We start from the raw sequence: 23,860 nt of genomic DNA on the forward strand, positions 1-23,860 counted from the left end.
GTATAGAGCATGAAACCTGCGCTTGTTACTTGCCTTAGCCGCAAGGTAGAGGGTCCTTTGGAGTTCTAGAACTTTTACTTTTGTGTAGTTAGCAGATTTCACTGCATTCACTCGCTCTTATCTCCATTGTTACCCGTAAACAAAGTAAGGGTACTTTCCTCCCGCAGGTTATGTTGTCCTGCGTTCTTAGGTACTACCACCCTCTCCGACTCCCTTCCCGCCGCTTACCACTTCACCCTCCGGGCTTATAGGTTCACGCTTTACGACGCTGTCGTGCGAGGTAGGGTCTCCCTAGTTCCAGACACAGCTGTTACTACATGCTGTTCCCCATACACCGGAGGATTCTTCCGCGCTGCTTTTCCAAGTTCTTCACGCGTTCCATGGCCTTCACCGTGCAACACGGGGTTCGGCTCCCTCTTGTCCCTTTCGGGTTGTATATGACGATGCGGCAGGATTCACTTTATGTTACAGCCTGCAGTTTTGCTTCACCCTGATTGGGGTTTTTCACAGGGCTTCATCCTTAGGATCTCGCCACCAGATGCCTGCTAGCTACGAGGCGGCTTGGTCCCTACCTCGGTTGGACTTTCACCAACTAGTTGTGCCTAGCTTTGCTAGGCGCACTGTTACATTAAACTGCCCGTTACTTTTATAGAAAAATGGAGCAGCTGCCGCGGTAGCTGCTCCATTATTGTGCCCGTCCCTCGGTTTTAAGGGTTTATCTCACGTAAACTCAGTCATTCGCAGGGTAATAACACAACCGCAATGAATAGTTACGGTCACAAACGGGATTTCCCACCGATTTTACCAAGTAGAAGTCATCATTATTCATGCGAAAATGAACAAATAAGAAGTATGAGCTTTAGATACTTGATCGAATTTTTGGCGCCCCCCTTGCCAATATACTATTCTAAGCTATGACCGCTAAACCTCTTTAGGGTCTGTCTCCGTTTTTTTATTCCTTTAATGCGTTGTATTCAGCCCATGTTTTTTTCGTAATACCTTGTAGATCCCGCTCTAGGAGGGGTTCAGCATCTTTAAGAGCGGAAACTGGGAGCTCTCCTTTATTTACTGCAATAATAATATCAGCCATTCGACTGTACTCAGCCACGGTTAATTTCACAAAACCAGGGGCAGTTTTATCGGAATATTGAGGGGCAACAGGAGTAGCAGGATCGGAATGTTGAGCACCGTTTTTCAGCCATTCAAACAACTCGGAAGATGCGAGTAGTGTCTTTACACTGTCTTTTGTTAAAACAACCTCACCATCCACTGGACTGTATGATTTCGTAGTAGTCCCGTTTTCCTGCTTTGATACAACGCAGTTGACCGCAGGTTCTATCACAGTAGATTCGCCGAGACGCTCGATTTTGATTACATCAGGATATCCATGTTTACCAAACTCAGTCGGACCTTCCGCGAGGGTTGCTTCGTTGACCCTCGATACAATATTAGTAATGACCTCTTTTCCTGAACTGCTCTCGTTTGTATATAGCGGTGTTTTCGGCTTGCGATCAACCAAGCTTCCTACAATTTGAACAGATTCAACTTCTCCCAGTTTTAATATTGCCTCAGATCCAGGTTTTGATATGACTATTGGTTGGGCAAATGGCTGTTCACTGGATTTCGGCATCGTTAAAGCGCACCCGCCAAGAAGCAATACCGCCGCCATACCCAAAAGCGAAAATTTGTAAGAGTTCTTTTTATGTTTCGTGATCATGATGAGTCTCCTCTTTAGCTGATTCTTGTTGCCTGAGATGCCTTGCAGACATCTGTACAAAAAACCTAATTTTGCGAAGAATCGAGTAGGAGGGGGCGGCTAGCCCCCGTCCTCTCACACCACCGTACATACCGTTCGGTATACGGCGGTTCATGATATATTCCGTAACGAGTTATATCTGTCCGCTAAGCTCTTCAAACCATGGGATTCCCAATAGCGATTATTGAGTGCCCTGCTCAATATTGGACTTCCTGCAATTCGCCAGTGCCCTTTTCGGGTATTTCCCCATTCAAAGGCTTTATCCTTAGGCATACCTAAGGATATAAGCCGTTTGACTTTGGTTTTCGTTTTCTTCCATTGCTTCCAAAGACACATTCTTAGCCTTCTTCGAATCCATTTGTCCATATTCAGAAAGACACTTGGCGTGTCCGCCAGCGAGAAGTATCCGCACCAACCAATTAAGTATTGGTTCAGCTCCTTGATTCGCTCTTCCATCTTCATCGCCCTTCTTCGAGAGGTTATCTCCCGAATCCTGGTCACTGCTTTCTGTAAGGATTGTTTTGCAATCCTTATCTTAAGCAGCCCTTTTCTCATACTAAAACTAAATCCTAGAAACTTTCGCTTCCATGGATGATCTACCGCGCTCTTCGCTTGGTTTACTTTTAGCTTTAGTCTTCTCTCGATGAATTGGGTAACGGATGCCTTGACTCGTTCGCCTGCTCTTTGGGTTTTCACGTAGATGTTACAATCGTCCGCATAGCGGACGAAGCGGTGTCCACGTTTCTCCAATTCTTTGTCCAACTCATCGAGTACGATATTGGATAATAACGGACTGAGAGGTCCGCCTTGTGGCGCCCCTTCATTGGTCGGTTTAACCAAACCGTTCTCCATCACGCCCGATTGCAGGTATTTGCGGATAAGAAGGAGAACTTTCTTATCCTTCACTTTCTCCGAAATCTTCAACATGAAGCGATCATGGTTAACACGGTCAAAGAATTTCTCCAAATCCAGATCGACAACGAATCCATATCCTTCTTTCATGAATTCTCTTGCTTTCCTCACGGCATCATGTCCGCGCCTTTTAGGCCGGAACCCATAACTATGTTCGGAAAACTGTGGATCAAACAATGGGTTTAACACCTGTGCGATTGCTTGCTGGAGCATTCGATCTGTGACGGTAGGTATACCTAACATCCTGACGCCACCGCCATTCGGTTTCGGGATTTCGACCCGACGTACGGGGCTAGGCTGGTAGGTTCCTTCTTCTATCTCTTTGCGTATCGTCAGCCAGTTTTGTACGATGTGTTCCCGTAGGAATTTTACAGACATGCCATCTACGCCGTGGCTTCCTTTATTTGCTTCTACACGCTTTAATGCTTCAAGAAGGTTTTCCCGTGACAGCAACTGCTCCAACATTTTTTTTTTTACAACTCCTTACGTGATTTGTACTTTCCTCTTGTGCCAGAGATAAGCTCTGCCCTGCCGAAGCCCCACACGGAATTCACCGCTTCCTTCTTTCAGTCAGGTCCTTTCGGATTTTCTGCTTTCGCCACTCATCCTGAACGCCTTGATGTACAAATACCTATTTCATGTTCAGCCCTTCCGGGAGCTGTTGCAACAGCTTCCGTACTATGACCTCTGCTGACTTCTGTACGTTCAGCCTACTTTCACAAGCAGGATTACGAAATTATTTCGCGTTCCGTACAGATCTCCCCAGGTAAGAACGCTATCTTCCTCTCCATCTATCTGCTTCATTTACTCTCGTACGCCTTCGGCAGTAAGGACTTTGGTTTGTACTGCAACCTCATCCAACGTACATTAGCCTCATATGAAGTTCGTGTTCCTCAGACCGGAGATTTGCCGCCGGCTTCCTTCAGATTCCACCTCGCGGTGGACACCCTTGCCTTAAGCTATGGCTACTACTGCCTTCACCATTCGGGACTTGAACCCTAGAGATAGCGCCCATGCTGGGCGCACAGCAAAAGGAGCTGCCGAGGCAGCTCCTTCGTCAAATGTCTTTATTAAGCTATCGTGCCCGTAACGGCCGATTAAAATAACCCATACCACCCTTCGTGGTCAAGGCTCCACGGGCAGAGACGTTCTACACCGGATACCCGTAACTAAACCCCTTTTCTGCGGTAGCTTTATGGTGTTGTTTTTATAGGGGAGCACAAAAAGTGGTTGTAGTTCTCTTCTGATCTCTTCCTATCCGTATGTAATTCAACGTTTGCTGACATTTCTATATTTTTAAGCGCCATTCTCTCCCTGGTCGACGAGAGCATAAGATATTTAAAACAGTCCATTCTGAACACTATTGAGACACTCTCAACGGTTTTTATAAAGCCAATTAGATAACGACTGGGGAAAAGAGGGATCAAAACCTAAGCCTCCAAAATGATGTACGAACTTATTTACTTAACCGTCTGCATCCCGTCAAATCATCATACAGACTTCATCTGGATTAACTACAATGAAGGCATCACGCTGCAGGCTTCCGTAGAAGCCTACCGCGCCCGCTTTGGCTTCTATCCTAAATCGGTGCTGGCCGATCAGATCTAACGTACCCAGCAGCTACGGGCTTGGCCGTATTTGAGATTAAATGCTGGGATCCCTTTCCCCGAACTGGACCCTTCGACATCCCGATACGTATTAAAGCCCCGCCATCTCTTTGAGCTGCAAATAAACCGCGCTGACGTCCAGATCGCCCTTTCCGCTCGCTATAGCCTCCGAATAAACGGTATTGGCCGCGGAAGCCGCCGGCAAAGGCGTTTCGGTTTGTCCCGCGACATCAAGGGCAAGCCCGATATCTTTATGCATCAACCGCAGAGCGAAAGCCGCCGGAAAGTCATTTTCCAAAAAAAGCTGCTGCTTCATGCGCAAAAATGGCGAGCCCAGCGCGGATTCCAGCATCATTTCCAGCACTTGCGCGCGGTTGAGCCCCACTTTATCCGCAAGAACCAATGCCTCGGAAACTCCCTGCACCGTTATGCCCAACAGCAGGTTGATGACCAACTTCGCCAAGCATCCGCTTCCGTTCTCCCCGAACAGAATCGACCTTTTGCCGAGCGCCCTGAACATAGGCTGGCAGATCTCGAAGACGTCGGCATTTCCACCCGCCAAAATGACCAACTGCCCGTCCTGGGCCGGCTTGACCGAACCGGACACTGGCGCGTCCAGAAATTCTCCGCCGTGCTCTTTGACAAGCTGCGCGAATCGTCGGGAATCTTCGGGCCCGATCGTGCTCATATCGACCACGATTTTGCCGGCGAGTGGTGCGGCGAGAATGCCTTCATCTCCTGTATGCAAAGCTTCGACAGCGGCGGCGTCCGATACCATTGTAAACGTCATATCCGACTGCTGAACCGTTTCCTTTGGCGACCCCGCCCACACCGCACCGGCTTTCAGCACCTCTTCGGCTCTTGCGGGGGAACGGTTATAGACACGAACCTGAAAGCCCGCCTTCAGCAAATTCTTGACCATGGGCACGCCCATACTTCCTAATCCGATCCATCCGATTGACAACAAGCGATTCATCTCCATCTCCATTTTTTTATTTCTTTTTATTTTTTTCGTGCACAACTAAATTATATACCAAAGAGAACGCCGTTTCTATTCGATAACATCGAAGTAACTAGGGCTTGTTGAACAAAAGAAAAAAAGTTTATTGCCTCTTCTGTCGAATTAAGTGTCAGGAAAACGGGCGTAACCCCGTCAAAAACCGTGCACTTGGAGACGTCCAGATGGATCAGCGAACAGAAAGCCAAATGAATTTGCCCAGTGACTTCTTCCTGCCATTTGGCGGGAAACTGTCGAAAGTTAGCCGCTGGGTGCTCCTGGCACAGATGGTTCCTTGTTGGAAGCTCGAAGAGAAATACGCTCGGAACTTAGAGAATTGGAGAACGTCGCAATGAACGTAGAGTGGACAATTCTGATCATAGTTTGGACTTTGACATTCCTTCTTTTTATTCTTCATTCCGCGCAATCAATTCCGGTTGGCTCAAGTGGCCATATTGTTCAAACAGGTCATCACATGGCTATTCGGTCTTTTTGTGGTTGAACTCGGATGGATCGAATATCCGGTACGAGAATTGGAATCTGTGAACAGAACGCGAGCATTGCTTCCTCCTGGGCTGGGCATACATAGCAAAGCGCATGCCGACATCGGCATGCGCTTCTAAGGCTGCGAAAGTTTCTTATTTTTCTTTAGCCGTTTCCACATATTTTTTGAAATTGTCTAAAATCGCCTGCCATCCGGCTTGCTGCATCTCGATGGCGTTTGTTTCTTCCGCTTCGAACGATTCGATGATTTGCGTGTCGTTGTCTTGGCGAATAAAAGCGATCTTCACTTTTCTACCGTCAGCGATCGTATAGGAGATGCTCTCGTAAATACTCACCTCGTCGTATACTCCGCCGAAATCAAATCCAAAGCTGCCGTCTTTGGCTTCCATTCTCGAGACGAATTTACCACCGACATTCAGATCATTCTCGGCGTATGGCGTATGGCGTGTGCCAGTCATCGGAAGCCTTACTCCATTGCGTGATATGCTTCGGATCCGTCCAATATTTCCACACGCTTTCGACGGGAGAATGAACGATCGTTCCCACTGTTATCGTTACCGAATTACCTGTTCCCATTACATAACCTCCTTATATGAATATATTATTCTCAGGCATTGTCGTTTGAAAATGCCATCATCAATCACTTCAAGGTGGCTAAGATACACAATTTACCTAAACCAATTATAGCATGAAGCGGCAGCTAGATTTCTTTTAGATTGCTATTATACAAATCTGCCCGTTAGCATGGAAAAAGCAGCCGATCGACCGGCTGCTTTTTCATCTTATTATTGAACTATGCTATCATGTTCCGATAGTTGAGCAGCCTACCGGTTGATACCAGCAGGCGTCATTATGCTATAGTAACTTCAATAAACTTCTTGCAAACTTACATAGTTCTGGCTGATATGCTTGATAATTTTTAGTTTTTCCGCTATACAGGAAATACTCACCATTCATAATTAAAGTGAAATTTTCCTTTGTTTTTAAGAATACAGTAATACATACTGGGCCTCCTTTTGGAGCAGGTCCTTATATTCACTTATGTCATCCTTATCGACTTGATTTATCAAGCTCACAAATGATTTAATTTCACCAGACTTTAAAGGTCTTCTTAAAGAATGAGCTGATATTTTAGCGGATTCAATTTTACTTTCTGCTAAACCGAGGAACGGGGCCTCAAATGATTGACGTTTTTTAGCTAATGGATTTTCCATATCCGCAAACACCATTGAACAAGTTAAAATCGACATCGACGTTACAACAATTAAGGCAAGACAGAAAATCTTTTTCATAATTACCTCATCAGTTTTTATGGCTATAATGCCCTGATACAAGGTACATTATTAATTTTATCAACTTCCGGGGAACATTAACGAGAACTGCCAGTTCGCTCAACGTCCATCAGGACATCTGTATATAACCGCTTATTTTGTGCAGTAGTCCCGCCTATCAAAATTTGAAAGGCAGAGTAATTCGAAGCTACGAAAACACAAAGACGGCCCTGTCGCAAACAATGCGAACAGCGGTCGTTTTTTGTCATTGTTCCACGGAAGGAAAATCGTCGCTCACTGCTGGATTTGGGCGGAAATCGCGATTGATTTTTGGTTATTCAAAAAATGGGCTATTGAGTGGCGTATTCATTCGGTGTAAAATGTATATACTATAGCATATACATTTTGGAGGATGACCTGTGTTTGATGACGAAGAGGATCTTTTCATTTGGGACGATCACAATATCGAGCATATTGCACGGCACGGCGTTCTCCCCGATGAAGCCGAGGAAGCATTTTGGGATGAGGACCGGCTTCCATTTCATGCCCATAGTGGTCACCGCGGCCTTATTGGGGCAACGGACGAAGGCCGGCGTTTAGTTGTCATTTTTGTAAAGAAGGAAGGCAATCGTATTCGAGTCATTACGGCCCGAAATGCCGAATCCGATGAGAAACGGCTATACAACAAAAGGAGGTCATCACAATGAAGCGAATTACATCCAAAGAGGAGATTCCGGCGAATATGACCGACGAAGAGGCTGCCGATTTTTGGGCTACTCACACGATGAGTGAAGAGCTGCTCGAAGCCTCTACGACCGAAGATGATTTACCGCGTCGGAATGGCCGTACAAAAACGATATCTATTCGCCTGGAACACGATTTACTCGAGCGCATCCAGGAAGTCGCGGCGCAAAAGCATATGGGGTATCAGACGCTCATGAAGCAATTTTTAATTGAACGCGTCTATGAAGAAGAGAAATCGGCTCGTTAAACGGAAACCGCCTTGCAGGTGTTCAGCCGCGATAAGTCATCCAAACGTTGGCGCTACTCAGGCCGGGGAGGCCCTAACCTGGCCGCGAAGCGAGTCGAGGTTTGGGGGCAACGTGCTTTTCGTTGTCCCCACTCCGAGGCGAGCGAGAGGTGTTTCTTGAACATGCTCTACCGCTCCCACTCACGATCTCTATCTTGCGCTGGGGACTTCGCCTGCTGCCTCATGCGGCGCATGCGTTCTTCCTGCTGCATTTGACTACGCTGTCGTCCGATCTCCTGAAAGGCCCGATCCATAGCCTTAAACGCGCCGTGTAGGACGGACATCTCTTTTTGGATTATCGGTATCTCTTCCCGATTCGGCGTATATTTATGCTCATTAATGATTCGATTTTCGACGCGATCAAGGTCACGATGAAGCCCACGAATTTCGTTTTCATTTGCCTTTCGAATGCGCTGCAAGAAGCCTTTGGGCTCGATCTCCTTGATCTTTTCTTTTAACCTCTCTCGCTCCTGCAGGAGCAAATCACGCTGCTCAATCTGTTTAAGCGTGGTTTCCAGCTTCTTAATTTCACTGATCTTCTCCCGTCGCTGGTTGTAAAGATCGTTATGCTCCTCGTCCACTTGCTTCATAGACTTTGGCTGCGGTGCGCCCTGGATCTGTGCCAACCCTTGTAGGATTTCCTCGCGCTGTTTCAAATAAGACTGCATTTCATAAACGATAGCATTATGCGTTTTGGCAGCGCGGTTGATATCGCCGCGATCTGTCTGCTTCCCCTTCTTCTCCATATCGCGAACGGTCGGCCCTTCGTGAATGGTTGGTACCCGGTCGGTAATGCCCTGCTTTTCCAGGCTGCGGTGATCGATTCGCTCCGGACGATTCGCCTTTTCAAAAACACGGTTTACATCGTGGGCCCACGCTTCGTGCCATTTCGCAATCAGCTCGCGTTCGTTCCATTCGCGTACCTTTTTCCCGAATCCCTCTGGTCCAATCTCGCGCATCGTCAGCATGACGTGCGCATGCGGATTGTTTGCATCGTCTCGGTGAATGGCCACATCCGCGACCATGCCCCGCGCAACAAATTCCCGCTGGCAAAAAGCCCGCAGCATTTTCGTTTGCAGCTCGGAGCTAAATTCTTTGGCAGTGCGACATTGATTTCGCGGCAGAGCTGCGCGTCTTTTCTTTTCTCGGCTTTTTCGACTTCGTTCCATAGCCGGTTACGATCTTGGATCCATTCAGGGGAATGCACCGGCGCCATGATTTCATTTTGTGGTTTGCTCTCGCGGCGATAGAATTTCATTTCGCCGGTTCGCTCGTCTTCCAAGCGCTGGCCGCTGCGGGGTGTGGTGGGTTGACAGTTTCGTTCATATCAGCGTAATAGATCTGTTTAATCGATTATGGTTGCCAAACTTCCCATATGTTACCGTCAGGATCAGCGAACGTTATGTTTGGTCCGCTTGTCACCCGTTCTCCTAAAATATTCACTCCGTTTTCCTTAAAACGTTCAAATAGCTCCTCGATCCGTGGAGTAATGAAACATGCCATTGCATGGGGTTTGCCGCTGTCTAATGGCCATGAAAAGCGTAATCGACCGCCTTCTTCGTCCGATTTGTGAAGGAACAGAGCAGGTACAACTTGCCTTAAACCAGGTGAAGGCAGGTTTCCATTCCGATCGGGAAAATTCAAAACAGCCATCACCATCCCAGGCTCAATATGGTCGTTGTTTGCAGGTTGGTACCCTAAATTCTTTTGGTACCATTTAATAGACTCGTAAACATCATTTACTGGTACGTAAATACAAGTTATACCCGTAATGTCTTCCAGTCTTTCTTCCACTTTGATGTCCTCATTTGCCTGCATATCGTTTCCTCCCTCTCAATATCTTAAATCAATAATGATCACATACCACACCCAATCATTTCTAATTTTACCACTACTACACATGGATGATATGTAATTTTTTATATTTTTTTCACTTGTTCATTATGCTATCCTGCCCATTAACGGGGAAAAGGCAACCGATTGAATGGCTTTTTCATTGATGTATTGTACTCGTTCTCCGTTTGAAACATCTTGACCCTGCTCCGAATAGATAGACACATAGAAAACCTCTATAATATATACGTGGAGGGATTTAATATGGGGCAGCGGAAGAAGTTTGACAAAGCATTTAAGGAGCAAGTAGTACTACGAATCTTGGCTAAGGAATCAACAGTAGGCGATACGGCCAATGAACTTCTCTATCACCAATTAGTAATTGATCAAGCTTTAATTCGAAATCCTTACCTTTATTTTGTGGCAAATTTTCGCCATTAATAATCATAATTTTTTTATTTCTTTGCAAAAAATTCCGCTTTATGATAACCTCTGTAGAGCTTTCCTCATTTAGATTATCAACTAACTTCAAAGTAATAAAAACTTCTCTTGATACCAGGTAGTTCTTAACCAATTCAACTTCTTTTTAGTTTCAGGATCTATGTAAATTTGCTCAGCATCTCCGCCCAAGCAATAATCCACCAATGCTAGTACTGTGGTTTTTCCAATGTTGTTACCAGTCTCTAGATCACTTTTTCCTGTAGTTTCGTCAACGATTAAATTGGCGCCTAAATGAAACTCGATTCTCCGGATAGTATCGTTTAGAGCAGAGATAATCAACTCTTTTAGGTACATAGCGAAATTTGTCCTTCCTCATCTACTATCACTGCTTCAATCAAGTACAACCAATCCAAACAATACGAAAAGACTTTTAATGAGATATCATATTGCTCTTTTAATGAATGAAAAAGTTTCAGTATGTCACTGTAATTATTATTTCTAATTTCCTTTAACACCAAAGCTGCATAATAAAAAATGCTCATCTCAGGTTTTATTTCATTAGGAAGCAACATGATTATACCCCTTCGGATTCTTGAAAATCTTGCATCTAATAAAAGCATCAAAACGTTATGATCCGTACGCACATTTCAATTATATCTTCTTCAAAGTTCTCTAAATTAATGCTGTTAAGAATATAGTCTTCAACATTTGTGACTATGTTAAAAAATCGCTCTACATTGGTAATATTCTTCAACAATTCCTTTTCATAAAATGAGGTTAATTTTCTTAACACCGAAATTCTTTTATTGATCCCTTCATGTTCAAATTGCTTGTAAATTCGATCCAACTTAGCATAATACGGCTTAAATTCATCTATTGTTGAATCCTTAATGATTTCCAATCCATTAAGTTCAATCTTTTCATCTATGTTATATTCATTTAGATTGATTGCCGCAGCATTATCATCCAAATCTATCGTTATCTGTTAGTCAAAGAGCCAACGAAAAAGGCCAAACCAAATGACAAAAAATAAAGTCCAATCATAATAATTGAGAGTCTAATTATAATAATCATCAATTTTTTTACCAGAATGAGGAAGTTAATTCGCAGTAAGTCATCGGGCAAAACCCAGTCAATAAGAAACTTCCACCCGATCCACACACCGGAACGATGTAATCCCTCAACAATTAAAAATAAACCTGAAAATAAGAAAAATAATAATCCCGGTATCGGCGTTACAATCGTAAATATAACAATTAATGTGAGCCGAACGGCAGTACGCTCCACAAAGAACAATACAAACAAGAAGGATGAAACGGTATTAGAATTTCAAGTTCGAGGTATGGGATATGTACAATACAACAGAAAAATGCGGAGGGTTATTTGCTGCGTACAGCAAAAGCATTGGAGAAATAAACATTTACATCATCCAATACAATATAAGCATTGGGAAAGCAACTGTTATACGGTAAATCAGACCATTGTTTGAAAAGCCGCTTGCTAGTTCTATTCTGTAAGCGGCTTTTCATTTAGTTTACTCTTCCTTCAACATCATGAATGCATTACTCATTTCATTTTTATTCAGTCTTTCTCTTTTCCCTGTAGTAAGATGCTTTTCTCTTTCTTACCTGAATTCAACCATTTAAGCTCGTTAATATTGGCATTAATATACTGCAGTTTTTCTTCACGGATGGCTGCTTTTTTTCGAATAGCAGACAATCGCTGCCATTTATTAATCTGTTTCAAAATACTCTTTGCCTCCTCCCTAAACTTGGTCAATAACCCATTGTTTCATAAAGGCTTTCAACAAAAAACTTCGTTTAGGTCATTTTAAAAATAAAACAGTCTATGCTAACAATTTAATACCGGATTGGGCAAATAATCGGCCCTGGCAAACCAAACAAAAAAGCTGTGCTGCAATGAAGCTAGTAAATGAAGCTGAGAGCTGGATTCGAACCCGCACTCTTCGGCTTAGAAGGCAGAGGCACAACCTCTATACCATAACCGCAAAATAGATATCGTTGCATAAATCATGTGATAACAGTGCATAAAGGTAAGGAGGGGCAAGCCGCATATCTAAGTAAAAGCACAGCTATCAATGCGGTTCCGCCCCCTTGCTCTCGGGATTATACAACCTTGCTACTTCTGCTCCGGAACTCCGTTCCTGCTTCGCATTGCCATCTTCTCGCTACCATTCTTCTTGGTCTTCTTCACTTTCTGCCAGCCTTCTAGATCGACAGAACCATCTGCACTAATAGTTCCGCGAACACCCCCTACAGCTTTCAGCCGAGCGAGTCCAATGACTTGTTTATCCGATAAACTACCTATTCCAACACCGTTTCGTCCTTCTTGTTGGTATTTGTGAAATTAACGCTGACTATGTTTTCATTTATAATTGCTCCTCTCAAATTAAGTACTGATGTTCTATTCATGGGTATGCGTTCACCCCGGATCTCCGGAAATGTCTGTTTTGTGTTAACAATTGTTTCATGATGATAACCTTTGGGTATTGATTTTTATTAATAAGGTTCTTTGGAGGTTGATGTTTAGATGTTAAACGTTAACGACCGAGTCTTCGTTTGTTTCATTTGTAACCAAGTTTTAGATAACGACCAAGCGAAATTCCTTTATAAGACTGCATTCAAATCGACGGATAGAGGACTTCTAAATGTAGGGGTTTGTCTAAAGGAAAAAAATGTAGGTTCTGATGAACATATTGTTGAAATTGACCTTCACCCATTTTGCCAAGATTGCCCTCCTTCAATTGTTGAGAAAAATGAAGCTTTGTAAGAATTTCACTTTGACGGTCCCCAAATTTCTTTGTAACAAGAGTTACATACCTTGAGCCTATTACCGTTCTTCGAATTCTTCATGAGTAAGGTAACTCGTTCCTTATTGCAGAGCTCGCAAAGCGTTCTACCGCAAGTTGACGGATTGATGACAATGGCAACAGTTGGAGGTTTGCTCGGTTCAATTTATGGCTCAAAAGCGTTGTTTTGGATCAGATTAAAGGAAGAAAAAAATTGCATTCAAAAAAACTCCAACCCTGGATTTCCTGCTTATTATCAAGTACATCTCAAATTGGATTGTCAACAGAAAACTGGACAACATTTATGAGGTCAATCGTCTAGCTTCTGCAGGTGTAAGATACCCTAGCGTACCGTGAATACGATGATTGTTATACCAGTTAACGTAGTCGTTGAGCTCCAGCGCCAATTGCTCCAAATGCTGAAAATAAACGTGGTTGGCAAATCCAGTTTTGAAGATTTTAAACATGGCTTCGGCTACCGCATTGTCATACGGACAGCCTTTTTTGCTTAGGGATCGTTTGATACCGAAGACTGCCAGCGCCTCAGAAATAAGCTTGTTATCAAATTCCTTGCCTTTGTCCGTGTGGAACAGTTATACATCTCCAAATAAAACATCATCGGTTAATTCAACAATCTTTGGTGCAAAATCTCCGAAGTTTTTCTGAGCAAAAGTAAGTTCTTTTGAATCTGACAATTAATATCCCTACTTCCATTTCTTTAAATTTACTCATCTATATTTAGAAATTTAAGCTCATCCTTATTATGCAACAAATGAAAAAGAGACCGTTATCCCATTCATCTTAAATAATTGCCTAATTCTCTCGCGTTAACGAACACTTATGAATTTGTGATTACTTTCGCAACTGCATCTTACCAGCCCAGGATGCCGCTTACCGTCACTTAAGTTGCTCCACCTATATTTAAAACCATATAGATTTCGCAGTGTTACCGAGCGGTATTTCCAAACCTATAGGCTTCTTCCAGTATTCGTCGGAAGTGTACCGCGAACCGCGGTCAGAGTGATGGGTCATCTTATGCTTTGGCTTCTGCACCTCGTACGCCTTGTCTAACGCTGCAAGTACCAAATCCGTCGTCATGCGATCCCCTAACTCCCAGCCCACGATCTTGCGGCTTTACAGATCCAGGACGCTTGCAAGGTACATGCGGCCTTCACGGCACCCGTAAGGGAAAGGCTCCGGATATCCTCCTTCAGAAACGCTCGCTTCTTGCTTTGCGTCGAAAACGCACGCCGGCTTTGGAACAGTGAGCTTTCCGAGTAGTCCGTCAAAATCATCTCCGCCCCGTCCATGGCCATGTAGAGCGATATTTTACCTGAACCTGAGCCGGCTTCCAGTATCCGTTTCCCTCTCAGATTGCCGGTCAGCCGGCACACCTTTTCGTAGATGGACAAACTTAACGCATCCCAAAGATAGGACGGCTCTGTCGACCAAATCCGATCCCATACCTGCGTATCCGCTATCGTTTCCAATCCCTCCGGAACGATAATCCTGCCTGCTTCATTAATGAAAGGGGGACTCGCCGCATGTCGCTGCAGGGTAACCGAATACCCGGATGCCTTCCACCTGCCATCCGAACGCGCCTTGAAAAGACAGCTGATGCACCTCCGGTTCCGCGCCCATTTAGCTGATGACGGAGCAAAGATTGTAAATATACCATTCCAATCCCCCTCCGAATATGTCGAAGCTGTGCGTCAAAATTCCGATCCTGCTACGGTCCTTCCTCCCTCCACTCCACCAAACGGGGATGAGGCTCCAGTATCGATTCGTACTGCGCCGCATTTTCCCAGCAGCCATCGGGATCATGCGCGAGGTAGCTCATAGATAATTGGGTTTGTGGGAACTAAATAATCCCATCTTGATTAACCGAGATGGGAATTATTTTGGTGTTACCGATTCCGCCTAGAACAACAGCGAGAGCAGCCGGCAAAACTTCTTTCATCTTGTGGATTACAGGCCGTTTTTCGAACTCCGACGCAAAATCTACTCGCTTACGCCAAGATCCCTGAATTAATCTTAATTTCTGTAGAATATTGGTGTAATTGATCGGTTACTTTAAGAGTATAGATGCGTAATCTTGCGCATGTTATAGATAAACAAAGGAGGAAATTCAATTGGTGTGGATTCTTTGGTTGTATCTAATCAATACACTCTTGATGTTAATCGTAGCGATCCGCGAGGTGCGTAGACCGGCCAAGGCTTTGAACTGGCTTGCTATTTGCCTCGTTTTTCCTGTCATCGGTTTCGTATTCTATCTTAGTATTACAAATCCCAAATACATTTCTCGTGAAAGACTGACGTTACCTCACAATGAGTCTGACGCGTTGCCTGATTCATTCAGCAGCTCAGCTTCGGTTATCGCTCATTCTTTACGGCATTTGTCCGTATATGGACTTCGAACCGGCAGAGTCCAGGTGCTTAAGAACGGCAATGAAACCTATGAGAGACTGATGGAATCCATAAAGAGTGCACTAAACTCGATTGATTTGGAATACTACGTCTATCGAGATGACCAAATTGGCAGACGTATCACGGATCTGTTGATCGAGAGGGCCAAGGCTGGTGTACGAGTCCGATTTGTGAGAGACGGTTGGGGGAGCAAGCAATTTCCACGAACGCAGATTATTCGGATGATGGATGCGGGGGTTGAATGCCGTACAGTATTTCCAATGCGCTTCCCTTGGGTATTATCTAATTGGAATTACCGGGATCATTGTAAGATCGTCGTGATCGACGGAAAAGAAACTTTCACTGGCGGTATCAACATTGGGTATGAGTATACCGGCTTAAAGCCCAACGTAGGGTTCTGGCGTGACACCCACCTGCGAATAATAGGTGAAGCTGCTGTCGACCTGTACACTATTTTCAACGTACATTGGAATATGGCTGCACCGGAACGGATAAAGGTGAGAGCATACAATAACGCCTTAGTTGAGAACGCACAAAAGCCCATTGAAGGGCCAAATCATCCATTACATAACTTAACTCCTAAAGGGGTTGCTGTTTCCGGGCAAGCGGCAGAATGGGCCGCTGAGTTGGGTACCATTGGTGGCAACTTTGTTGACACCGCCACAAACACAGAAGCATTGCGCGACGCGTATATGCAGACGTTTGAAGGTAATCCTGGCATTCCTACTCAAGTGATCCGTGAGGTCTATTTCATTTGCCTGACACAAGCGACAAAGACCTTGGATATCACAAACCCTTATTTTGTGCCCGATGCAGATATCATCATGGCGATAAAGACCGCTGTGGCGCGTGGGGTACGTGTGAGATTGTTGGTCCCTCACCATTCGGATCAAAAATTAGTGGACCTTGCAAGCCGTACTTATTTCGGTGATTTGTTAGAGGCTGGGGTTCATATATATCTGTACAATAAAGGGATGTTGCATGCAAAAACAATGGTCATCGATGGGGAGATCGCCGAGGTTGGTGCAGCTAATTATGATATGAGAAGTTTTCGACTGAATTACGAGGTGTGCGAAGTCATTTACAGTACCGATGTAGCTAGGGAACTCGCAAAGCAATTCGAGCAAGACCTCACTGATTCTGTGCCGTTGCGCATCGAGGATTTATTGCATCGCACACTTCCCCAACGATTATTGGAGCAAGGAGCGCGCCTGCTTTCACCGATGATATAACTTACAATAAAAACGCGCTCATTTTTACAATCCTTCATATCTGGCAATAGAAAGGGGTGAAAATCTTGTTTCTCCAATTAACGATAAAACTGTTATTGGGATTTGTAGGCTTGTTCATCATTACCAAGGTGCTAGGAAAAACACAATTTAGTCAGGTAACACCGTTTGATTTTATTTCTGCTATTTTTTTAGGAGAGGTTGTGGGAAGTGCTCTATATGATGAAAAAGCAACCGTCATAACGATGCTGTATTGTTTATTTTTGTGGGGGTTGCTCATGTTGGCCATTAAAGTGTTGGGGCAGAAATCTTTAAAAATAAGAGGTTGGATCGACGGGAGACCCTCTATCGTCATTCGGAATGGAAGGATCATCCGAAAAGAATTAAAAAAGAACAGGATTAACATACACGATTTGATGTATTTGCTGCGACAATCAAATGCCTTTTCTGTGCGTGAAGTAGAATACGCTCTATTGGAACCGAACGGAAGTATAAGCGTTCTTAAAAAATCTGACTATGATACCGTAAAACGTCAAGATTTGAATTTACCGCCACAACAGGTATATTTGCCAACAACATTGATCACTGACGGAGAAATCATTGGAGACAATCTGAAAGCTGCTGGTTTTGATAAAAAATGGCTTGAACTGCAGATCCAGTCTCACGGGATAAATGAAGTGAAAAATGTATTATATGCTGAATGGAAAGTAAACGAAGGGATTTATATTGTTTCTTATTCTTAAATACCTTCCTCTCTAAATGAATCATGTCATCGTAGAACAATTCATCGAGACGTTCATCTTGTACGGCATCCTTGATCAACCCAAGTGCGTGCGCGTAGTTGGCCGCCCATATCGGCTGAACATTTGGCGATAGTAATAGACTAGCACTCCCCAATCCATATTTTCAATCCCTCCCCCAAATATTAACGTCATGAAACTACCCATATGCACGGCGCAATGGTTAGTTGCGGATATTCCGGGTCTACTGAGCGGACAAAATAATGCCTTTGGACCGCCGGTCGAGATGATAAAATACCAATTGTTATTGCTATCGAACTATAGGCTTATCCGACAGGGGTTCGTGTAGCTGCCGAGTTGCTTGGCGGTCAGGTGAGTTGGAACGGTGAAGTGAAGAAGGAGGAGGTATTTTTCTATAGATGATAGGTTATTAGCCGCTCAATGAAATTCACTGAGCGGCTTTTTTCGTTACTAATCCTTTATACATTTTATCTTTGAACAATACTGAACAATCTTATCCCAATTCCCCCAAATACACCCGGATTTTTTATTCGATTGATTGTTCACGTTAAGGAGTGTGGTCCATCTTTGCTTAATGGAATAGAATGCCTCAAGCAAAAAGTAGAAGACACATTCATGTTAGATATGGGCCAAGAATAAGGAAGGTGAGAAGGGAACTATCTTTTTCCTGAAATTTTCTGTGTGCAACTGTTACGCTTGCCATTGCTAAGCATTCGCCGCTCATAAGTGCTGTTTCAAGACACAAAAGAAACGTAAGGGGACGGGAGGAACGATAAGCCTTTCTTCTTCTTCATCTTTGGGTGGACCGCCGGACGAACAACGGATGCAAGCGTCACCACGCCGTTCAGCGTGCCGTTCCGGATATAATGCATCGTTGTATTTACATGCCCTCCTTCAACACCCAGACCAGCGTGCAGCCCGTTTTCGGACTCGATAATTGAAAAGTGAGGAATCCGTTGTTTCCAACGGTCTGAGAACCACAATAAAAAATAGATCCCATCTTCGCTGTTAAGATGGGATTTACCTTGCGCTTCGGGAATGAAGACTATCTAGCGTTGGGAAATATTCTTGAAATCATATCATTAAATTGTTCTACAAAACCGGCGACAGGTCTTCCCTCTTGAACATCATTGATATACATGTTAATGCGATCCACGAATTGCGGATTTGTGGATACATAGACATTCTTGATATTCGCATCTGTCGCTCTTACTTGCTTGGCAATCTGATCTTCAATATCCTGCGTCATCTTATTCTGATCGTTATCTAGGGCTGCCGCAACGTAAGCATTTTGCCGCGTAACGAGTACATTGGCCGAACGGACGCCTTTTAGCTTCGTAATATTTTCTGCAGCCCGATCGGCCACTTCGATTCGGTCATCCCCGTCGGTTAAACCGCGATTGGGACGGTTTACATTATTATCCACGTTTTGATTGCGCAGAATTTGCTGATTATCCCTGACGTTTTGCTGTTTCGTCTGATTGTTGGGATTATTTGTACAACCCGTTGCAACTAATATCAGACTTATGATCGAAACCATCAACATTTTTTTTATGATATTCATTTCTCTAAGCCCCCTTTCATTTTTTCTTATTATGTCAGTCAGTTTAATTTTCATTCATCAACTTTTACGGCTCTCCGTCTTTAATGAGCACGGTGGCTTTGTTGTTACGAAGTCCCTTATCTTTTGCTTTTAAGCTGTAAATTCAATGCCTAAAGAAAATAACCCATACGCCTATGGATATCATTCCCAAATACCAATTCGTGTCTACATCCAAGGAGATATGCCGATTCAGAAAATTGAATAATCAAAAATTACAGCAAGGAAATACCGCTGTTATAAAAGAGTATTGAAATAAAGCTGTGGCTACAGCTCTAAAAGTTCGTATCCCACCGGAGATGTTGCGTACGTCTCCGATTACCGAAGTACTGGAATTCGGCAGGAGTGTACGTGAAGAAACTAGGCAGTTGTGACCAACTATATCATTTGATGCGCTGGCCAAGATGCGTCCTGCATCGGCACCTTATGTCCCTGAATGTACTGCGATTGGCTGGCTAACGTACGCCCTGGAAAATGAGATTCATCACCGTGGGTAAGGGTATGTCTACTTACGCTTGCTTGGGCAAGAACCACCCGCGTTTTTCATTAGAACAGAGTAGTAAAAGTGGTGAGGACTGCCAAACTCAGCCCCCACCCCATTTACTATCGTCTTACAGGTTGTCTTAAATGATTCAATTTACGGAACACGAATTAACCGCCTTTTTAGGAAGGCGGGTTGCATTTGACCTAAAAGCAACAATAAGATTTAAATCAGCCAACAAAAAAGAAGAGCCCCAAGAACTTGGCAGCTTAGTCACAAGATACCTGTTTTTTCTGACCTTCATCGTTTTTTTACGGTTCCAGCGATCAAGCCAGACGCCTATAAAAGGACCTAAAATCGCTTGTGGTAAAAATCCAGCTAGTCCGGCAATCATTAATACGACCGCTGACGATTAAACAAGGTTCCTCCCCATATTTGCAACTATTTGAATAACTTGCACGAGTCTGAAGGAGTCCCTTCTGAACAATCAGCTTCAACACACATTCCAACAGCAGACGAAATCCTCGTTAAAAATCCTAATGCTTGCTTCTGCGCTGTATGACAGCGTAATCGGCTTAATCGATGGGGATTACCCAGACTTCATAAGCAAAGCCCACAAAGATGCTTTTTCTGCGTTAAGCTTCGTCTATTCGTCGATCCTGCGCCGCGGAATCGGAAATAACGGAGGGCAAGCGAAAATTTCTCCGGAGATACTCGAAAAACCACAAAGTAATGGTGGTCATGACAATATACACGGAGAAGGAATAGACAAGGTTCCAGCCATGAAAGATAAACACATGGGACAAGATGGCCAGCCATTCGAAGAATGCGCAAAACAAGGACCAACCGATGACGTAACCGGTAAACCATAATTTTTTTGGGCTGAGTTTGTGATACAAATAGACGCACAATAAAGCATAGGGAGTATACATCAAATAAGTGATCAGATCGAACCACTCATACTCTTTATGGTCGTTGATATCATATAGATCCAGCGGAGGGCTGGCGATGGCATGGTCCATGGCATATGCGGCAGAAACACAAAACAGCACGATCAGCACGGACATGGCACTAGGATATCTTTTGGGCAAGAAGGCCATCAAGATGTAACCGGCAGCGATGCTGAGCAGGACAAACCATTCGTTCTCGTCAAACTGTTTTGGCGGATAAAGCAGCATTTCCGACCTCCTCCTTATTGAGTAGACTGCGGTACCACATCCAGGCGAAGTGAATCAACAATAAAATAACGGACCATTCGATCAGCGACCACCAGAGTTTCCACCGCGTATAGGTATATAAGCCAAGCCATTCCGCGAAATATTCGCTGCCAGAGAGGATCAAGATGCCCAGCGGCAGCCAAAGCCACTTCTGGTAAGGACGCCGCGCCACCATAGCGTCGAAATACCAAATGATCAGAAGCGGTATGAGGAAGACCCGGTTAAAGACAAACGCCCAGTAATTTTCCGGATGTTCGGTTAAGTCCATTAGCTTCAGATTGACCGCCGTGATCGTCACGAAAGTATGATGGATAATGACGGTAACCATCCACATGAAGAGGATCTCGAAGGGATGGAGATTTTTCTTGGTCACCGCGAATGAAACGGCTACGATGACGGTCAAGGAGAAGAAAATCGCAAAAGCCATATGTTTACCTCCGCAGGTCGAATATACCAACTGAACTTAGTATCTCCGCCGGACACATTCTTATGAGAAATGAAAAGTGCCGACTTAATACGCTGGAGCTTTGAGGCAGTAGAAATAATGGTGCACATCGCTGTTCACTTGCGTTACGCTAAACATTCGCTCACTGAGCTCTAATGACTCCTTGGCATATGAAACACGAGCAGCATTGACGACAGTTAAATCGGATCCCATGTGATCTACAAGCCGTACATAACCGGCATTAAGCACTTTAACAAATGACATTTTGCTTTCTCCCCCTTTAAGTTATTACCAATTTCTTTATTAGTACTGCTAATGCCTGCAAAGGTAACACTGAAGTAATCTGCCCGTTAGCCACACATGCAGCGCAATCGCCGCACCACAGATAATGAAAATTTTACAGCAGCCACGATTTAATTTTCATGGGAGCTCAACGAAGGCAACCGATCTTTGTGGCCGGCTGCCTTCGGGTCATCATAAAGCTATAGAAACCCGTTAGATTAATTCAGTTTTTTAGATATTCATTAAATATTTGTGTTACCTCAGCATAGCCGACAAGTCTTTCCCCCTCATTCTGAGTATTTTACCTATCCATAAGGTTCTCGGGTATACCTCGGGTGTAAGTTCAGGAGCCGGCTGTAACTTCAAGCGGGATGACGGCGTCTAGAAGGTGAGGTGAAGCGTTATGAATGGGTTGAAATGGGTCGGCTGGACCTTTATGGTGGTGGCTGTGCTGATGATTGGATACGGGGCCAAGGTGACGCTTGACGGGGGAAATAGCGATGGAAACTGCTATGCAGAGATCGAATGGGTCGACTTTCTGATGCTGGATGACATTATGTATACGTACAATGGTGATGGAACGAAGGAAGCGTCCGCAGCGCAGCAGGGAGAGAAGGTTGGCGAGGTTGCGTATATGCTGAGTGATCATGCGTGTACGGATCATGTGTCCAAGAATGGCGATGCGGCTTTCCTGCCGATCGGCACGCCGATTTATGAAATGCAGGGCTATCGCTCATCGTACCGGGTCATTGCAGATGGCAAGATGTATGAAGTGAGCCGGAATCCACATGCGAAGACGCTCGGAGATCTGTGGGATATTAAAGGCAAAATCACTACGGTAAGCCTCGCGAGCGGCATGGACGGGAGCACGATCGGTGACTTCATGCCGGAAGCGTCCGCCATTGTCGCGAAGGAGTTGCTGCCCCTCGCCTATGTTGGCTTCGACGAAATCTACAAGAACAACGACCCGGAATACGGGATCTTCCTGCGTGTTCACTTGAAGGATGGAACCTCCCTGGGCATGGTGTTCTATGAGAAGGCGAATGCTTTTACGGCAGGGGCATACGGTACAGAGACACTGAGGATGGTGATCGTGAGCGAAAGGACGCGGATTAAGAAGGCGGCCGGGATGTAGCGTGGGGTACTTGGCAGTTAGAAGATGAAGAAGTAGGGAGCAGCGCCATGGTGGACTGCTCCCCGTACTGATTGAACTATCGTACCCGTCCCTCGGTTTTAAGGGTTTATCTCACGTAAAACGTCCATTAGGACATCTGTATATAACCGCTTATTTTTGTGAAGAAGTAAGAAGGATCCGACGGGGCGGATCCTTCTGCTGTTTATAAACTATCGTTCCTTGTTAGTTTAGCCATTTCTATATTCTTCGGCTGGAAGATGCAATCATATCCTTGCGCCTGTAAGCGCTGAGCATGAGACCGACTGCGGCTAATTCCATGATTGTTCCTGAACTCCAAATCATAATTGGCAGTGGTACCCCGAGTATCGGCATATATCCTGTACACATCAGCGTGTCCATCGAGAATAGTGTAAGAATACCATTTATTATTTTGTAACTTCAGATACATAAAGGATTTTTCCTTGTTGATGTTAAACCATATTTCAATTATTTCTTTTGGTAACTGATTCACTTTCGTAGTTATTGGATTAGCAAATTTAATCCCTAACATTTTATTATTTTTATCCTCGCTCTTTCTAATCACCGATATGGGGTCATTTTGTTGTTCGCTGCCCGCCACCCATATATAATCCTCGCTGTATAGAACACGTTGTGTAAACGCTTTAAAATATAAGGAATACCGTTGAGCTTCAACTGCCGTTTCCCACATTAACCCATAATAGCCCTGAATATTTTCATCTGAAAGCGATGGGTCAAAATCGGATGTTGATTGAGTTGTTGGTGTGGTTGATTTTCCTGTTTGAGCTATATCAGGTTCGGAATTTTGTTCATCACTACAACTGACAAATAAGATACTGGTCAAAAACAGCACAATAATATACGTGCCGATTCTTTTTGTCATAAACCTTAATCCCCCCATATATTGACACTCACCATATATAAAAGACGCTTTGATGAAAAATAAGTTATGATTTAGAAAAGAAGAATTTTTATGTCCTTAAATAAATCGCTACATTTTTATCATTGTAGAGTCCATTACATTTACATCCTATTACAGCCGCAGATACAAGGAATCCCGTGATTCCCCATGCCTGTGCCCCGACCTGAAGATCTGTCTGCACAG

Annotated in this window: 27 protein-coding genes and 3 pseudogenes; 11 read left to right on the forward strand and 19 right to left on the reverse strand. The window is 44.3% G+C overall.

What is annotated here, in order from left to right; all coding sequences use genetic code 11:
* Positions 1–952 precede the first annotated feature (952 nt).
* Both ACFPYJ_RS32345 and ltrA read right to left on the reverse strand, forming a co-directional pair.
* Positions 953–1,717 carry a hypothetical protein gene (locus ACFPYJ_RS32345; RefSeq protein WP_379192584.1) on the reverse strand — a complete coding sequence of 255 codons (765 nt, stop codon included), beginning with the start codon at positions 1,715–1,717 and terminating at the stop codon, positions 953–955.
* A 150-nt stretch (positions 1,718–1,867) separates the two neighbouring features.
* The gene (ltrA, locus tag ACFPYJ_RS32350; RefSeq protein ID WP_379192586.1) at positions 1,868–3,133 is read right to left on the reverse strand and encodes a group II intron reverse transcriptase/maturase; all 1,266 of its coding nucleotides are present in this window, start codon (positions 3,131–3,133) and stop codon (positions 1,868–1,870) included.
* Between the two features lie 978 nt (positions 3,134–4,111).
* Between ltrA and ACFPYJ_RS32355 the strand changes: the two genes are divergently transcribed.
* On the forward strand, positions 4,112–4,276 hold the full coding sequence (locus tag ACFPYJ_RS32355; RefSeq protein ID WP_379192648.1) for a hypothetical protein: 165 nt from the start codon (positions 4,112–4,114) through the stop codon (positions 4,274–4,276).
* A gap of 90 nt (positions 4,277–4,366) precedes the next feature.
* Here the strand turns inward: ACFPYJ_RS32355 and ACFPYJ_RS32360 are convergent, their stop codons facing one another.
* Positions 4,367–5,251, reverse strand: a complete 885-nt coding sequence (locus tag ACFPYJ_RS32360) for an NAD(P)-dependent oxidoreductase (RefSeq protein ID WP_379192588.1) — start codon at positions 5,249–5,251, stop codon at positions 4,367–4,369.
* Positions 5,252–5,457: 206 nt separating this feature from the next.
* On the opposite strand from ACFPYJ_RS32360, the gene ACFPYJ_RS32365 reads away from it, so the two are divergent.
* Together ACFPYJ_RS32365 and ACFPYJ_RS32370 are read left to right on the forward strand one after the other, a co-directional pair.
* Entirely contained in the window at positions 5,458–5,628 is a 171-nt protein-coding gene (locus ACFPYJ_RS32365; RefSeq protein ID WP_379192590.1) for a hypothetical protein, read from the forward strand.
* 60 nt (positions 5,629–5,688) lie between these two features.
* Positions 5,689–5,895, forward strand: a complete 207-nt coding sequence (locus ACFPYJ_RS32370) for a CBO0543 family protein (protein ID WP_379192646.1) — start codon at positions 5,689–5,691, stop codon at positions 5,893–5,895.
* A 15-nt stretch (positions 5,896–5,910) separates the two neighbouring features.
* Here ACFPYJ_RS32370 and ACFPYJ_RS32375 read toward each other — a convergent pair.
* Both ACFPYJ_RS32375 and ACFPYJ_RS32380 read right to left on the reverse strand, forming a co-directional pair.
* Positions 5,911–6,352 (reverse strand): annotated as a pseudogene (locus ACFPYJ_RS32375) (SRPBCC family protein).
* Positions 6,353–6,759: 407 nt separating this feature from the next.
* On the reverse strand, positions 6,760–7,068 hold the full coding sequence (locus ACFPYJ_RS32380; protein WP_379192592.1) for a hypothetical protein: 309 nt from the start codon (positions 7,066–7,068) through the stop codon (positions 6,760–6,762).
* A gap of 398 nt (positions 7,069–7,466) precedes the next feature.
* On the opposite strand from ACFPYJ_RS32380, the gene ACFPYJ_RS32385 reads away from it, so the two are divergent.
* Entirely contained in the window at positions 7,467–7,754 is a 288-nt protein-coding gene (locus tag ACFPYJ_RS32385) for a BrnT family toxin (RefSeq protein WP_379192594.1), read from the forward strand.
* Positions 7,751–8,038, forward strand: coding sequence for a CopG family antitoxin (locus tag ACFPYJ_RS32390; protein WP_379192596.1), 288 nt, complete (start codon positions 7,751–7,753; stop codon positions 8,036–8,038). Before ACFPYJ_RS32385 ends, ACFPYJ_RS32390 begins: the two co-directional genes overlap by 4 nt.
* A gap of 167 nt (positions 8,039–8,205) precedes the next feature.
* Here the strand turns inward: ACFPYJ_RS32390 and ACFPYJ_RS32395 are convergent.
* Positions 8,206–9,335 (reverse strand): annotated as a pseudogene (locus tag ACFPYJ_RS32395) (MobA/MobL family protein).
* 95 nt (positions 9,336–9,430) lie between these two features.
* Entirely contained in the window at positions 9,431–9,895 is a 465-nt protein-coding gene (locus tag ACFPYJ_RS32405; protein ID WP_379190014.1) for a VOC family protein, read from the reverse strand.
* A 279-nt stretch (positions 9,896–10,174) separates the two neighbouring features.
* On the opposite strand from ACFPYJ_RS32405, the gene ACFPYJ_RS32410 reads away from it, so the two are divergent.
* The gene (locus tag ACFPYJ_RS32410; protein WP_379192602.1) at positions 10,175–10,351 is read left to right on the forward strand and encodes a hypothetical protein; all 177 of its coding nucleotides are present in this window, start codon (positions 10,175–10,177) and stop codon (positions 10,349–10,351) included.
* A gap of 87 nt (positions 10,352–10,438) precedes the next feature.
* Here ACFPYJ_RS32410 and ACFPYJ_RS32415 read toward each other — a convergent pair whose 3' ends face one another.
* From ACFPYJ_RS32415 to ACFPYJ_RS32430, 4 genes are all read right to left on the reverse strand, one after another.
* Positions 10,439–10,705 carry a hypothetical protein gene (locus ACFPYJ_RS32415; protein ID WP_379192604.1) on the reverse strand — a complete coding sequence of 89 codons (267 nt, stop codon included), beginning with the start codon at positions 10,703–10,705 and terminating at the stop codon, positions 10,439–10,441.
* Complete coding sequence (locus ACFPYJ_RS32420) at positions 10,696–10,923, reverse strand: ABC-three component system middle component 6 (protein ID WP_379192606.1); 228 nt, start codon at positions 10,921–10,923, stop codon at positions 10,696–10,698. Before ACFPYJ_RS32420 ends, ACFPYJ_RS32415 begins: the two co-directional genes overlap by 10 nt.
* 47 nt (positions 10,924–10,970) lie before the next feature.
* The gene (locus ACFPYJ_RS32425; RefSeq protein WP_379192608.1) at positions 10,971–11,321 is read right to left on the reverse strand and encodes an ABC-three component system protein; all 351 of its coding nucleotides are present in this window, start codon (positions 11,319–11,321) and stop codon (positions 10,971–10,973) included.
* Positions 11,322–11,932: 611 nt separating this feature from the next.
* A complete protein-coding gene (locus ACFPYJ_RS32430; RefSeq protein WP_379192610.1) occupies positions 11,933–12,097 on the reverse strand; it encodes a hypothetical protein in 165 nt (54 codons plus the stop codon).
* An 804-nt stretch (positions 12,098–12,901) separates the two neighbouring features.
* Between ACFPYJ_RS32430 and ACFPYJ_RS32435 the strand changes: the two genes are divergently transcribed.
* Positions 12,902–13,141, forward strand: a complete 240-nt coding sequence (locus tag ACFPYJ_RS32435) for a hypothetical protein (protein ID WP_379192612.1) — start codon at positions 12,902–12,904, stop codon at positions 13,139–13,141.
* A 321-nt stretch (positions 13,142–13,462) separates the two neighbouring features.
* Here the strand turns inward: ACFPYJ_RS32435 and ACFPYJ_RS32440 are convergent.
* From ACFPYJ_RS32440 to ACFPYJ_RS32450, 3 genes and pseudogenes are all read right to left on the reverse strand, one after another.
* Positions 13,463–13,753: pseudogene (locus ACFPYJ_RS32440) on the reverse strand (transposase); the annotation flags it as partial.
* Between the two features lie 328 nt (positions 13,754–14,081).
* Positions 14,082–14,258 (reverse strand): hypothetical protein, encoded by a 177-nt coding sequence (locus tag ACFPYJ_RS32445; RefSeq protein WP_379192614.1) that lies wholly within the window; start codon positions 14,256–14,258, stop codon positions 14,082–14,084.
* A gap of 8 nt (positions 14,259–14,266) precedes the next feature.
* Positions 14,267–14,650, reverse strand: coding sequence for a class I SAM-dependent methyltransferase (locus tag ACFPYJ_RS32450; protein WP_379192616.1), 384 nt, complete (start codon positions 14,648–14,650; stop codon positions 14,267–14,269).
* A gap of 642 nt (positions 14,651–15,292) precedes the next feature.
* Here ACFPYJ_RS32450 and ACFPYJ_RS32455 point away from each other — a divergent pair.
* The gene (locus ACFPYJ_RS32455; RefSeq protein ID WP_379192618.1) at positions 15,293–16,819 is read left to right on the forward strand and encodes a phospholipase D-like domain-containing protein; all 1,527 of its coding nucleotides are present in this window, start codon (positions 15,293–15,295) and stop codon (positions 16,817–16,819) included.
* Positions 16,820–16,884: 65 nt separating this feature from the next.
* Positions 16,885–17,559, forward strand: a complete 675-nt coding sequence (locus tag ACFPYJ_RS32460) for a DUF421 domain-containing protein (RefSeq protein ID WP_379192620.1) — start codon at positions 16,885–16,887, stop codon at positions 17,557–17,559.
* Between the two features lie 1,063 nt (positions 17,560–18,622).
* On the opposite strand, the gene ACFPYJ_RS32465 is transcribed toward ACFPYJ_RS32460, so the two are convergent.
* Positions 18,623–19,141: a YhcN/YlaJ family sporulation lipoprotein gene (locus ACFPYJ_RS32465; RefSeq protein WP_379192622.1), complete on the reverse strand. Its 519-nt coding sequence runs from the start codon at positions 19,139–19,141 to the stop codon at positions 18,623–18,625.
* 663 nt (positions 19,142–19,804) lie between these two features.
* Between ACFPYJ_RS32465 and ACFPYJ_RS32470 the strand changes: the two genes are divergently transcribed.
* Positions 19,805–20,074, forward strand: coding sequence for a hypothetical protein (locus ACFPYJ_RS32470; RefSeq protein ID WP_379192624.1), 270 nt, complete (start codon positions 19,805–19,807; stop codon positions 20,072–20,074).
* Between the two features lie 219 nt (positions 20,075–20,293).
* On the opposite strand, the gene ACFPYJ_RS32475 is transcribed toward ACFPYJ_RS32470, so the two are convergent.
* The 3 genes from ACFPYJ_RS32475 to ACFPYJ_RS32485 form a co-directional block, all read right to left on the reverse strand.
* The gene (locus ACFPYJ_RS32475) at positions 20,294–20,836 is read right to left on the reverse strand and encodes a hypothetical protein (RefSeq protein WP_379192626.1); all 543 of its coding nucleotides are present in this window, start codon (positions 20,834–20,836) and stop codon (positions 20,294–20,296) included.
* On the reverse strand, positions 20,808–21,302 hold the full coding sequence (locus ACFPYJ_RS32480) for a hypothetical protein (RefSeq protein ID WP_379192628.1): 495 nt from the start codon (positions 21,300–21,302) through the stop codon (positions 20,808–20,810). The genes ACFPYJ_RS32475 and ACFPYJ_RS32480 overlap by 29 nt, the downstream gene beginning before the upstream one ends.
* A gap of 84 nt (positions 21,303–21,386) precedes the next feature.
* The gene (locus ACFPYJ_RS32485) at positions 21,387–21,584 is read right to left on the reverse strand and encodes a hypothetical protein (protein ID WP_379192630.1); all 198 of its coding nucleotides are present in this window, start codon (positions 21,582–21,584) and stop codon (positions 21,387–21,389) included.
* A 421-nt stretch (positions 21,585–22,005) separates the two neighbouring features.
* Here ACFPYJ_RS32485 and ACFPYJ_RS32490 point away from each other — a divergent pair, with 421 nt between their 5' ends.
* A complete protein-coding gene (locus tag ACFPYJ_RS32490; RefSeq protein WP_379192632.1) occupies positions 22,006–22,737 on the forward strand; it encodes a hypothetical protein in 732 nt (243 codons plus the stop codon).
* 202 nt (positions 22,738–22,939) lie between these two features.
* Here the strand turns inward: ACFPYJ_RS32490 and ACFPYJ_RS32495 are convergent, their stop codons facing one another.
* The gene (locus tag ACFPYJ_RS32495; RefSeq protein WP_379192634.1) at positions 22,940–23,638 is read right to left on the reverse strand and encodes a hypothetical protein; all 699 of its coding nucleotides are present in this window, start codon (positions 23,636–23,638) and stop codon (positions 22,940–22,942) included.
* Positions 23,639–23,860 lie beyond the last annotated feature (222 nt).

The sequence above is a fragment of the Paenibacillus solisilvae genome (assembly GCF_042656405.1).
GTDB classification, from domain to species: Bacteria; Bacillota; Bacilli; order Paenibacillales; family Paenibacillaceae; genus Paenibacillus_Z; species Paenibacillus_Z solisilvae.